At 64.3% G+C, this 12,275-nt stretch carries 12 protein-coding genes; 10 read left to right on the forward strand and 2 right to left on the reverse strand.

All coding sequences use genetic code 11. The features are described 5' to 3' along the window. The first annotated feature begins 239 nt into the window (after window positions 1-239). The gene (locus LE197_RS14200) at window positions 240-1,805 is read left to right on the forward strand and encodes a methyl-accepting chemotaxis protein (protein WP_023108999.1); all 1,566 of its coding nucleotides are present in this window, start codon (window positions 240-242) and stop codon (window positions 1,803-1,805) included. Between the two features lie 37 nt (window positions 1,806-1,842). On the opposite strand, the gene cprA is transcribed toward LE197_RS14200, so the two are convergent. Together cprA and LE197_RS14210 are read right to left on the reverse strand one after the other, a co-directional pair. Continuing rightward, window positions 1,843-3,000, reverse strand: a complete 1,158-nt coding sequence (cprA, locus tag LE197_RS14205; protein WP_003087328.1) for a cationic peptide resistance protein CprA — start codon at window positions 2,998-3,000, stop codon at window positions 1,843-1,845. 88 nt (window positions 3,001-3,088) lie between these two features. Beyond that, on the reverse strand, window positions 3,089-3,721 hold the full coding sequence (locus LE197_RS14210) for an alpha/beta family hydrolase (protein ID WP_003105994.1): 633 nt from the start codon (window positions 3,719-3,721) through the stop codon (window positions 3,089-3,091). A 187-nt stretch (window positions 3,722-3,908) separates the two neighbouring features. Here LE197_RS14210 and ccoN (LE197_RS14215) point away from each other — a divergent pair, with 187 nt between their 5' ends. The 9 genes from ccoN (LE197_RS14215) (at window position 3,909) to ccoG (ending at window position 12,264) form a co-directional block, all read left to right on the forward strand. After that, entirely contained in the window at window positions 3,909-5,336 is a 1,428-nt protein-coding gene (gene ccoN / locus LE197_RS14215) for a cytochrome-c oxidase, cbb3-type subunit I (protein ID WP_003087322.1), read from the forward strand. Between the two features lie 10 nt (window positions 5,337-5,346). Beyond that, window positions 5,347-5,955: a cytochrome-c oxidase, cbb3-type subunit II gene (gene ccoO, locus LE197_RS14220; protein WP_003087318.1), complete on the forward strand. Its 609-nt coding sequence runs from the start codon at window positions 5,347-5,349 to the stop codon at window positions 5,953-5,955. Window positions 5,956-5,960: 5 nt separating this feature from the next. Next, window positions 5,961-6,146, forward strand: coding sequence for a CcoQ/FixQ family Cbb3-type cytochrome c oxidase assembly chaperone (locus LE197_RS14225; RefSeq protein WP_003087314.1), 186 nt, complete (start codon window positions 5,961-5,963; stop codon window positions 6,144-6,146). Beyond that, on the forward strand, window positions 6,143-7,069 hold the full coding sequence (gene ccoP, locus LE197_RS14230) for a cytochrome-c oxidase, cbb3-type subunit III (protein WP_003087308.1): 927 nt from the start codon (window positions 6,143-6,145) through the stop codon (window positions 7,067-7,069). The genes LE197_RS14225 and ccoP (LE197_RS14230) overlap by 4 nt, the downstream gene beginning before the upstream one ends. Before the next feature lie 364 nt (window positions 7,070-7,433). Further along, window positions 7,434-8,861, forward strand: coding sequence for a cytochrome-c oxidase, cbb3-type subunit I (ccoN, locus tag LE197_RS14235; protein WP_003087306.1), 1,428 nt, complete (start codon window positions 7,434-7,436; stop codon window positions 8,859-8,861). Window positions 8,862-8,875: 14 nt separating this feature from the next. Next, entirely contained in the window at window positions 8,876-9,487 is a 612-nt protein-coding gene (ccoO, locus tag LE197_RS14240; protein ID WP_003087303.1) for a cytochrome-c oxidase, cbb3-type subunit II, read from the forward strand. A gap of 5 nt (window positions 9,488-9,492) precedes the next feature. Then, window positions 9,493-9,678, forward strand: coding sequence for a CcoQ/FixQ family Cbb3-type cytochrome c oxidase assembly chaperone (locus LE197_RS14245; RefSeq protein WP_003087298.1), 186 nt, complete (start codon window positions 9,493-9,495; stop codon window positions 9,676-9,678). After that, window positions 9,675-10,631 carry a cytochrome-c oxidase, cbb3-type subunit III gene (gene ccoP, locus LE197_RS14250; RefSeq protein WP_003087292.1) on the forward strand — a complete coding sequence of 319 codons (957 nt, stop codon included), beginning with the start codon at window positions 9,675-9,677 and terminating at the stop codon, window positions 10,629-10,631. The genes LE197_RS14245 and ccoP (LE197_RS14250) overlap by 4 nt, the downstream gene beginning before the upstream one ends. Before the next feature lie 217 nt (window positions 10,632-10,848). After that, the gene (ccoG, locus tag LE197_RS14255) at window positions 10,849-12,264 is read left to right on the forward strand and encodes a cytochrome c oxidase accessory protein CcoG (RefSeq protein ID WP_003087288.1); all 1,416 of its coding nucleotides are present in this window, start codon (window positions 10,849-10,851) and stop codon (window positions 12,262-12,264) included. The last annotated feature ends 11 nt before the right edge of the window (window positions 12,265-12,275 follow it).

Here is a 12,275-nt window from a genome sequence, read left to right on the forward strand (position 1 = left end):
CCGCCTCGCGCTTATCCGCCAGGCCCCTCCCCAGCCCATGCGCGCCGCCGGGAACGACACGAAACCGTAACGCATTGACCTCCATCAGCGAATCCGCCATCTATCCGACCACGTGGTCGGTTCTCATGCTTTGGGTCAATAGCTATCTGTTTTTCCTCGTGAAAGCATTCACAAATCCCTCATGTGAAAGGCGTTTTCGCCGATGCAGAGGTAAATGCTTCACTTGTTTTGGAAGGCCCATGCGCAACAATCAGCCCATCACCCAGCACGAGCGCGTCTATCCGGCGGAACAACGCCTGATCACCACCACCAATCTCAAAGGCATCATCACCTACTGCAACGAAGCCTTCATCGACATCAGCGGCTTCAGTCGCGAGGAGCTGATGTCCGCGCCGCACAACCTGATCCGTCACCCCGACGTCCCGCCGGCGGTGTTCGCCCACATGTGGACCACCCTCAAAGCCGGCCGCCCGTGGATGGGGATCGTCAAGAACCGCTGCAAGAACGGCGACCACTACTGGGTCAGCGCCTATGTCACGCCGATCTACGACCAGGGCGCGGTGGTCGGCTACGAGTCGGTGCGGGTCAAGCCGACCGCCGAACAGATCCAGCGCGCCGAGGCCCTCTACCGTCGCCTCGGCGCCGGCAAGCCGGCGATCCCCCGGCGCGACCGCTGGCTGCCGGTACTGCTCGACTGGCTGCCGTTCATCCTGATCAGCCAGATCGGCTTCCTCATCGGTATCTGGCTGAACTCCTGGTGGGGCTTCATCCTCGCCGGCCTGCTCGCCGTTCCGCTCGGCCTGGCCGGACTGTGCTGGCAGAAGCGCGGGCTGAAGCGCCTGATGCGGCTCGCCGAACAGACCACCTCCGACCCGCTGATCGCGCAGATGTACACCGACAGCCGCGGCGACCAGGCGCGCCTGGAAATGGCCATCCTCAGCCAGGACGCGCGCCTGAAGACCTGCCTGACGCGCCTGCAGGACACCGCCGAATACCTCACCGAACAGGCGCGCCAGGCCGACACCCTGGCCCACCACAGCTCCGCCGGTCTGGAACAGCAGCGCGCAGAGACCGAACAGGTGGCCACCGCGGTCAACGAGATGGCCGCCACCACCCAGGAAGTGGCGAACAATGTCCAGTTGACCGCCGACGCCACACAGAAGGCCAACGAACTGACCTCGCGCGGCCGCGACATCGCCGCGGAGACGCGCAACGCCATCCAGCGCCTGTCGGAGTCGGTGGGCGAGACCGGGGCCGCGGTGAGTCGCCTGGCCCAGGACAGCAACGAGATCGGCGGCGTGGTCGATGTGATCAAGGGCATCGCCGACCAGACCAACCTGCTCGCTCTCAACGCCGCCATCGAGGCGGCGCGGGCCGGCGACCAGGGACGCGGCTTCGCCGTGGTGGCCGACGAAGTGCGCTCGCTGGCGCAACGCACCGCGGCCTCCACCGAGCAGATCCACCATCTGATCGCCAAGTTGCAGAACACCGCCAACGATGCGGTACATACCATGGAGAGCGGCCTGCAGCAGGCCGAAGCCGGGGTCCAGCGGGTGCTGGAAGCCGACAGCGCGCTGGTCGGCATCAGCGAGGCGGTCAGCAACATCACCGAGATGACCACCCAGATCGCCGCCGCCGCGGAGGAACAGAGCGCGGTGGCCGAGGAAATCAACCGCAACATCAGCACCATCGCCGCCCTGGCCGAGCAGACCTCCGACGAGGCGCTGCGCACGGCGAAACTGAGCGAGGAACTGACCACCACCGCGCAGAGCCAGTATTCCCTGGTCGAGCGCTTCAACCGCTGAGATCAGGCCGCGGGGAGGAAGCTCCCCGCGCCTGCCGTCACTTGAAGTCCCATTGCATCTGCGCCGGGATGCTCACCGCGCTTGACGACTGCACGCAGACGTCGAGGTAGTCGGTGAAGCGCGGCGGCGCGGAGATCCCCTCCTCAAGCAGACGGCTGTTGTCGAACAGGTAGTTGAGGTCGGCAAAGCCGCTGTACAAGCGCAACGCGCGCAGGACCAGACGCGGATTGGCCGGGCCGATGCGCGACTCGAAGCTCTTCGCCAGTTCCTTGAGGTCGTCCACCTCCACCTTGCGGTAGCGCTCGCCTACCGGCGCCGCCCCGTTGGCGCGGGCGAAGGCCTCGTCGATCTCGCCGAAGGTGCAGGCCGCGCGATGGCCGGCGGAGATATGATAGAGGCTGTGCCCCAGGCACGGCTTCAGCGCCAGGCCGATCAGCGCCTCGGCGCAGTAGTCGACCGGAATCACGTCGATCTGCTCGTCCAGGCCGCAGGTGAAGCTTTCCAGGGCGAAGCCCATGCGGAAGACCCAGAAGATGCTGCCGGAGGCCTGGCAGCCAAGGGTACGGTGGCCCACCACGATGGATGGCCGCGCCACCACCAGGGGCAGGCCCGGCAGTTCCTCGCGCATGCGCCGCTCGATTTCCGCCTTGGACGCGGTGTAGTCCACCAGTTGCTGCTCCGCCGCCGGGAATTCCCAGGACTCGCTGATCGGCGACTCTCGCTGCGGTCCGCAGCACATCGCGGTACCGACGTGGAGGAAACGCTTCAGTCGCTTCGAACGGCTCAGCACGTCGGCGAAGGCGAAAGTGCCGTCGACGTTGACCGGCCAGATGGTCGGGTTCTTCGAGAACGACGCCACGGCGGCGCAATTGATCACCCGCTCCACCTGCATCAGGCGCGGCGTCTCGCGGGCCAGCCAGGAGGTGTCGAGGAAATCGCCGCAGAGGATCTGCTCCGCCCGCAGTGCCAGGCAGTCGGCTTCGTCGACGCCATGCATCAGCAGGTTGCCGCGCAGGCGTTCGAGCCCCTGCTGGCGGGATTCGGCGCGGACCAGGAAGGACAGGTTGGCGCCGTGCCCGGCGGCGATCAGCTGGGCGGCGACCGAACCGCCGAGAAAGCCGGTGGCCCCCGTCAGCAGGATGCGTTCGCGGGTATCGATAGCGGTGATCTGCTCACCGTCGGCATGCATGTTCATGTCTTCCCCCCTCAGAGAAGTCAGTCGCCCACGCCTCGATGCGAGGGTGGTTGCGCCGCAGCTTATGAGGGGATGCCTTAAGGAACCGTTAATGGCCCTGGAGCCCGCGAAGGAAGCCGGCCACCTCCCGCGCCGTTGCCGCCAGGTGCTGCTCGTGGGTCAGGCCGGAGGCCTTCAGCGGCTTGAGGTCGTGGTCCGCCGCGGCCAGCCAGTGCAGGCGGATCGTCGGCGCCAGCGCATAGCCCGCCACCGCCTCGCGGTTGCCCAGGGCGTCGCGCTCGCCCTGGACGATCAGGGTCGGCGTGCGCAGCCCGGCGAGGTGCGCGACCCGCGGCTTCTCCGGCTTGCCGGCGGCGTAGAACGGGTAGCCGAGGCAGACCAGGGCATCCGCGCCCAGCTCGTCGGCCAGCAGGCTGGCCATGCGCCCGCCCATCGACTTGCCGCCCAGGGCCAAGGGCCCGTCCAGGGTCTCGCGGACCTGCGCATGGACTCGCCGCCAGCAGTCGAGCAACTGCGCCTGCGGATTCGGCGGACGCTTGCGGCCGTCCTCGCGGCGCTGGGCCATGTAGGGAAACTCGAAGCGCGCGACGGCGATGCCCTGGGCGGCGAGCAGTTCGGCGATGCGCTCCATGAACGGGCTGTCCATCGGCGCCCCGGCGCCATGGGCGAGAATCAGGGTGGCCGACAGCGAGCCGGCCGGGCGGTTCCATTTCAGCGACAACTTGCCACACCTCGTATGCAGTGGGGGTCGGGAAGCCAATTGATCCCGATCAATATTTCATAACGCCCCATTATCCATGCTTCCTCTCGCTAATTACGCCAATTAGACCAGCCCCAATGGGGGGACGCCCGGCATCCCAACTGCCGGAAAAAGCCATAGCGTATAACCGTGGATGGAAGCCCATAGCATGAGCACCACTAACCCAGAGTCCGCCTATAACTACAAGGTGGTCCGCCAATTCGCCATCATGACCGTGGTCTGGGGCATCGTCGGCATGACCGTCGGTGTCCTGATCGCCGCCCAGCTGGTATGGCCCGACCTGAACTTCGGCTTGCCGTGGACGAGCTTCGGCCGCCTGCGCCCGCTGCACACCAACGCGGTGATCTTCGCCTTCGGCGGTTGCGCACTGTTCGCCACCAGCTACTACGCGGTGCAGCGCACCTGCCAGGTGCGACTGTTCTCCGACACCCTCGCCTCCTTCACCTTCTGGGGCTGGCAACTGGTGATCCTGCTGGCCGCCATCAGCCTGCCGCTGGGCTACACCTCGTCCAAGGAGTACGCCGAGCTGGAATGGCCGATCGACATCCTGATCACAGTGGTCTGGGTCGCCTACGCGGTGGTGTTCTTCGGCACCCTGGTCAAGCGCAAGGTCAAGCACATCTATGTGGGCAACTGGTTCTTCGGCGGGTTCATCCTCACCGTCGCCATGCTCCACGTGGTGAACAACCTCGAGCTGCCGGTGACCTTCACCAAGTCCTACTCGCTGTACGCCGGCGCCACCGACGCCATGGTCCAGTGGTGGTACGGGCATAACGCCGTGGGCTTCTTCCTCACCGCCGGCTTCCTCGGCATGATGTACTACTTCGTGCCCAAGCAGGCGGAGCGTCCGGTCTACTCCTACCGCCTGTCCATCGTCCACTTCTGGGCGCTGATCGCGGTGTACATCTGGGCCGGCCCGCACCACCTGCACTACACCGCGCTGCCGGACTGGGCGCAGTCGCTGGGCATGGTGATGTCGCTGATCCTCCTGGCGCCGAGCTGGGGCGGCATGATCAACGGCATGATGACCCTCTCGGGCGCCTGGCATAAGCTGCGCAGCGACCCGATCCTGCGCTTCCTGGTGGTGTCCCTGGCGTTCTACGGCATGTCCACCTTCGAAGGCCCGATGATGGCGATCAAGACCGTCAACGCCCTCTCCCACTACACCGACTGGACCATCGGCCACGTCCACGCCGGCGCCCTCGGCTGGGTCGCGATGGTTTCCATCGGCTCGCTCTACCACCTGATCCCGAAGGTCTTCGGCCGCGAGAAGATGTACAGCCTGGGCCTGATCAACGCGCACTTCTGGCTGGCCACCATCGGTACCGTGCTTTACATCGCCTCGATGTGGGTCAACGGCATCACCCAGGGCCTGATGTGGCGCGCGGTCAACGAGGACGGCACCCTGACCTACTCCTTCGTCGAAGCGCTGGCCGCCGGCCACCCCGGCTTCATCGTGCGCATGCTCGGCGGTTTCATCTTCCTGCTCGGCATGTTCCTGATGGCCTACAACACCTGGCGCACCGTCAGTGCCGCCAAGCCGGCCGAATACGAAGCCGCCGCACAGATCGCCTGAGGAGCCGAGCATGAAACACGAAATACTCGAGAAGAACGTCGGCCTGCTGGCGCTATGCATGGCCGTGGCCGTGAGCATCGGCGGCCTGACCCAGATCGTGCCGCTGTTCTTCCAGGACGTGACCAACACCCCGGTCGAAGGCATGAAGCCCTATACCGCGCTGCAACTGGAAGGCCGCGACATCTATATCCGCGAAGGCTGCGTCGGCTGCCACTCGCAGATGATCCGTCCGTTCCGCGCCGAAACCGAACGCTACGGCCACTACTCGGTGGCCGGCGAGAGCGTCTGGGACCACCCCTTCCTGTGGGGTTCCAAGCGTACCGGTCCGGACCTGGCCCGCGTCGGTAGCCGCTACTCCGACGACTGGCACCGCGCACACCTGTTCAACCCGCGCAACGTGGTGCCCGAGTCGAAGATGCCGGCCTACCCATGGCTGGTGGAGAACAAGCTCGACGGCAAGGACATCGAGAAGAAGCTCGAAGTGATGCGCACCCTCGGCGTGCCCTATACCGACGAAGACATCAAGGGCGCCAAGGACTCGCTGAAAGGCAAGACCGAGATGGACGCCGTGGTCGCCTACCTGCAGGTGCTCGGCACCTCGATCAAGAACAAACGGTGACGGCAATGGATATCGGGACGCTGCGAGGACTCGGCACGCTGCTGATCATGGTCGCCTTCATCGGTCTGGTGATCTGGGCCTACAGCGGCAAACGCAAGAAGAGCTTCGACGAAGCGACGATGCTGCCCTTCGCAGACGATCCCGAAGCCAAAAAGCACGTCGAGCAAGCTTCTAGGAGTAACAAAGAATGACCACCTTCTGGAGTCTGTACATCACAGCTCTTACCGTCGGTACCTTGATCGCCCTGCTCTGGCTGGTCTTCGCCACCCGCAAGGGCGAGGCCAAGGGTACTACCGAAAAGACCATGGGCCACTCCTACGACGGCATCGAGGAGTACGACAACCCGCTGCCGAAGTGGTGGTTCATGCTGTACATCGGCACCATCGTCTTCTCCGTCGGCTACCTGGTCCTGTACCCGGGCCTGGGTAACTGGAAAGGCGTGCTGCCGGGCTACGAGGGCGGCTGGACCCAGGACAAGCAGTGGGAACGCGAGATGAACATCGCCCAGGAGAAGTACGGGCCGATCTTCGCCAAGTACGCCGCCATGCCCATCGAGGAAGTGGCCAAGGACGAGCACGCCATGAAGATGGGCAGCCGCATGTTCGCCACCTACTGCTCGATCTGCCACGGTTCCGACGCCAAGGGCGCCCTCGGCTTCCCCAACCTGGCCGACAACGAGTGGCGCTGGGGCGGTGACCCGCAGAGCATCGAGACCACCATCCTCGGCGGTCGCCACGCGATCATGGCGGCCTGGGGCGACATCCTCGGCGAAGACGGGGTGAAGAACGTCGCCGCCTACGTCCGCACCGAACTCGCCGGGCTGAAGCTGCCGGAAGGCACCAAGGCCGACGTCGAGGCCGGCAAGCAGATCTTCTCGGTCAACTGCGTCGCCTGCCACGGCCCGGAAGGCAAGGGTACCGCCCTGGTCGGCGCGCCGAACCTGACCAACCCCGGCGCGTTCATCTACGGCTCCAGCTACGCCCAGCTCCAACAAACCATCCGCCATGGCCGCCAGGGCCAGATGCCGGCCCAGGAGCCATACCTGGGCAAGGAAAAGGTGCACATCCTGGCCGCCTACATCTACAACCTGTCGCACAACCAGGGCAGCAACTGACCCCTCCCCCCACCCGCGCCCTCCCGGGCGCGGGTCCTTCCCCCGGTCTCAGACCTTAGTCCCAGGCGGCGCGACGAAGTGTCGCACCAGCGGACGCCTTTCCTACCCTTCCTTTTCAATCGCGTCTAAGCTGCTCTGCATTCGTCCCTCTCCGGCAGAGCGACGGGACACCTAACTTCACCGGCCGAACCCACTCGTCCGGATAGCGCCAGAAAGCCATACGGCCGCCTTGGAAAGCGCTCTGAAGCAGGCATCAAACTGGCGTCGCCCCTGGCCTGGCGCGTTGCAATGCCCACCCGCTTTCTCCATACTTGCCGCCGATTTTTTGTCCCTAAAAAAGTCCATTAACCGTGGAACCCCTAGCATGAGCACAGCAATCAGTCAGACTGCTTATAACTATAAGGTGGTCCGCCAGTTCGCCGTTATGACGGTGGTCTGGGGGGTCATTGGAATGGGTCTCGGTGTCCTGATCGCCGCCCAACTGGTATGGCCCGAATTGAACTTCGACCTGCCGTGGACGAGCTTCGGCCGCCTTCGCCCCCTGCACACCAACGCGGTGATCTTCGCCTTCGGTGGGTGCGCCCTCTTCGCCACCTCGTACTACGTGGTGCAACGTACCTCGCAAGCCCGACTGATTTCAGACACGCTGGCGGCCTTCACCTTCTGGGGTTGGCAGGCCGTGATCGTGGGCGCCGTGCTGACCCTGCCGCAGGGTTTCACCACCTCCAAGGAATACGCCGAACTGGAATGGCCGCTGGCCATCCTCCTGGCGATCGTCTGGATCACCTACGCGATCGTGTTCTTCGGCACCATCGTCAAGCGCAAGGTCAAGCACATCTATGTGGGCAACTGGTTCTACGGTGCCTTCATCCTGGTGACGGCGATGCTGCATATCGTCAACCACATGTCGCTGCCGGTGAGCTGGTTCAAGTCCTACTCCGCCTACTCCGGCGCCACCGATGCGATGGTCCAGTGGTGGTACGGGCACAACGCCGTGGGCTTCTTCCTGACCACCGGCTTCCTCGGCATGATGTACTACTTCGTGCCCAAGCAGGCCGAGCGTCCGGTCTATTCCTATCGCCTGTCCATCGTCCACTTCTGGGCGCTGATCTCCCTGTACATCTGGGCCGGCCCGCACCACCTGCACTACACCGCGCTGCCGGACTGGGCGCAGTCGCTGGGCATGGTGATGTCGCTGATCCTCCTGGCACCGAGCTGGGGCGGCATGATCAACGGCATGATGACCCTCTCCGGCGCCTGGCATAAGCTGCGCACCGACCCGATCCTGCGCTTCCTGGTGGTGTCCCTGGCCTTCTACGGCATGTCCACCTTCGAAGGCCCGATGATGGCGATCAAGACCGTCAACGCCCTCTCCCACTACACCGACTGGACCATCGGCCACGTGCACGCCGGCGCCCTCGGCTGGGTGGCGATGATCTCCATCGGCTCGCTCTACCACCTGATCCCGAAAGTCTTCGGTCGCCCGCAGATGCACAGCATCGGCCTGATCAACGCGCACTTCTGGCTGGCCACCATCGGCACCGTGCTGTACATCGCCTCGATGTGGGTCAACGGCATCACCCAGGGCCTGATGTGGCGCGCGGTCAACGAGGACGGCACCCTGACCTACTCCTTCGTTGAAGCACTGGTCGCAAGCCACCCGGGCTTCATCGTGCGCATGATCGGCGGTGGTTTCTTCCTCACCGGCATGCTGCTGATGGCCTACAACACCTGGCGCACCGTGCGTGCTGCCAAGCCGGCCGAATACGAAGCCGCCGCGCAGATCGCCTGAGGAGCCCGACGTAAATGAAGAACCACGAAATACTCGAGAAGAACGTCGGCCTGCTGGCCATCTTCATGGTGATCGCCGTCAGCATCGGCGGCCTGACCCAGATCGTTCCGCTGTTCTTCCAGGACGTGACCAATACCCCGGTCGAAGGCATGAAGCCGCGTACCGCCCTGGAACTGGAAGGTCGCGACATCTACATCCGCGAAGGCTGCGTCGGCTGCCACTCGCAGATGGTCCGTCCGTTCCGTGCCGAGACCGAACGCTACGGCCATTACTCGGTCGCCGGTGAAAGCGTCTGGGACCACCCGTTCCTGTGGGGTTCCAAGCGTACCGGCCCGGACCTGGCCCGCGTCGGCGGCCGTTACTCCGACGACTGGCACCGCGCGCACCTGTACAACCCGCGCAACGTGGTGCCCGAGTCGAAGATGCCTGCCTACCCGTGGCTGGTAGAGAACAAGCTTGATGGCAAGGACACCGCCACCAAGATGGAAGTCCTGCGCAAGCTGGGCGTGCCTTACACCGACGAGGACATCGCCGGTGCACGTGAAGCCGTGAAGGGCAAGACCGAGATGGACGCCCTGGTGGCGTTCCTTCAAGGCCTGGGAACCTCTATCAAGAGCAAACGGTGAGTGTGATGGATATCGGGACTCTGCGTGGACTGGGCACCGTGGTGATCATGGTCGCCTTCATCGGCCTGGTGATCTGGGCCTACAGCGGCAAGCGCAAGAAAAGCTTCGACGAAGCGACGATGCTGCCCTTCGCAGACGATCCCGAAGCCAAAAAGCACGTCGAGCAAGCTTCTAGGAGTAACAAAGAATGACGACCTTCTGGAGTCTGTACATTACAGCTCTCACCCTCGGCACCCTGCTGGCGCTGACCTGGCTGATCTTCGCCACCCGCAAGGGCCAGCGCAGCAGCACCACCGACGAGACCGTGGGCCACTCCTACGACGGCATCGAGGAGTACGACAACCCGCTGCCGAAGTGGTGGTTCATGCTGTTCGTCGGCACCCTGGTGTTCGCCGTGGGCTACCTGGCCCTGTACCCGGGCCTGGGCACCTGGAAAGGCCTGATGCCGGGCTACCAGTCCGCCGACGAATTCGCCGACAAGGAAAAAGGCTGGACCGGCGTCCACCAGTGGGAAAAGGAAATGGCCAAGGCCGACGAGAAATACGGCCCGATCTTCGCCAAGTTCGCCGCGATGCCCATCGAGGAAGTCGCCAAGGATCCGCAGGCGGTGAAAATGGGCGGTCGCCTGTTCGCCTCCAACTGCTCGATCTGCCACGGCTCCGACGCCAAGGGCGCCTACGGCTTCCCCAACCTGACCGACGCCGACTGGCGCTGGGGCGGCGAGCCGGAAACCATCAAGACCACCATCATGGCTGGCCGCCACGCCGCCATGCCGGCCTGGGGTGAAGTGATCGGCGAGGAAGGCGTGAAGAACGTCGCCGCTTTCGTCCTCACCCAGATGGATGGCCGCAAGCTGCCGGAAGGCGCCAAGGCGGACATCGAGGCCGGCAAGCAGGTCTTCGCTACCACCTGCGTCGCCTGCCACGGTCCGGAAGGCAAGGGCACCCCGGCGATGGGCGCTCCCGATCTGACCCACCCCGGCGCGTTCATCTACGGCTCCAGCTTCGCGCAACTGCAGCAGACCATCCGCTACGGTCGCCAGGGTGTGATGCCGGCGCAACAGGAACACCTGGGCAACGACAAGGTGCACCTGCTGGCCGCCTACGTATACAGCCTGTCGCACGGCGAGAAGAGCGCCGAATAAGCGCTCCCTCCCCCACGACCCAGACGGCGCCGGCAACCCCGGCGCCGTTTTATTTTGTGCAAAAGAAAAGCGCGAATGGGACAATACGCGACCAAAAGTCGCACAGTTACCGCAAAAAGCCTGATAGATCAGGCGTATAATCAGTAGGCGTGCAACTATTTTCTGACCCTGTCGGCATGTACCGGCCGGGCGCCCCCCACTGCCGTGGTACGCACTGATGAGCAAACAGATTCCCGTTCAAGACGTCACCCCGCCTGCCAAGGGCGACACCAATAACAACGATCTCTACGCCAAGCGCGAGAAGATCTACACCCGGGCCTTCACCGGTATCTTCCGCCGACTGCGCATGGTGGGCGGTGCGGCGCTCTTCCTCCTCTACTTCGGTACCGTCTGGCTCAACTGGAGCGGCCGCCAGGCCGTCTGGTGGGACCTGCCCGAGCGCAAGTTCTACATCTTCGGCGCCACCTTCTGGCCGCAGGACTTCATGCTGCTTTCCTGGCTGCTGATCGTCTGCGCCTTCGGCCTGTTCTTCATCACCGTGTTCGCCGGTCGCGTCTGGTGTGGCTATACCTGCCCGCAGAGCGTGTGGACCTGGATCTACATGTGGTGCGAGAAGGTCACCGAAGGCGACCGCAACCAGCGCATCAAGCTGGACAAGGCTCCGATGAGCGGCAACAAGCTGCTGCGCAAGACCGCCAAGCACAGCCTGTGGCTGCTGATCGGCCTGGTCACCGGCCTGACCTTCGTCGGCTACTTCTCGCCGATCCGCGAGCTGATTCCCGAGCTGCTCACCGGCCAGGCCGACGGCTGGGCCTACTTCTGGGTCGGCTTCTTCACCCTGGCCACCTACGGCAACGCCGGCTGGCTGCGCGAGCAGGTGTGCATCTACATGTGCCCCTACGCGCGCTTCCAGAGCGTGATGTTCGACAAGGACACCCTGATCGTCTCCTACGATCCGCGTCGTGGCGAGAAGCGCGGCCCGCGCAAGAAGTCCCTCGACTACAAGGCCCAGGGCCTGGGCGACTGCATCGACTGCACGATGTGCGTGCAGGTCTGCCCGACCGGCATCGACATCCGCGACGGCCTGCAGATCGAGTGCATCGGCTGCGCGGCGTGCATCGACGCCTGCGACAGCATCATGGAGAAGATGAACTACCCGAAAGGGCTGATCAGCTACACCACCGAGCACAACCTCAACGGCCAGAAGACCCACCTGGCCCGGCCGCGCCTGATCGGCTACGCCATCGCCCTGGTGCTGATGATCTCCGCCCTGATCACCGCGGTGGTCCTGCGTCCGCTGGTCGGCTTCGACGTCAGCAAGGACCGCGTGCTCTACCGCGAGAACGAACTCGGCCGCATCGAGAACGTGTACAGCCTGAAGATCATGAACAAGGATCAGCAGGACCACACCTACATCCTCGGCGCCAAGGGTCTCGAAGGCCTGACCCTGGAAGGCCGGCGCGAGCTGAAGGTGGCGGCGGGCGACATCCTCAACCTGCCGATGGAACTGTCCATCGAGCCGGAGAAGCTGCCTTCGACCACCAACGAGATCGTCTTCACCATCGAGTCGGCCGACGACCCGAGCATCCATAAAGAAGCGAAGAGTCGCTTCATTGGCCCACGCACCCGTTGAGTAACTTGAGC

The organism is Pseudomonas sp. PS1(2021) (assembly GCF_020405165.1).
In the GTDB taxonomy this organism is placed as follows: Bacteria; Pseudomonadota; Gammaproteobacteria; order Pseudomonadales; family Pseudomonadaceae; genus Pseudomonas; species Pseudomonas aeruginosa.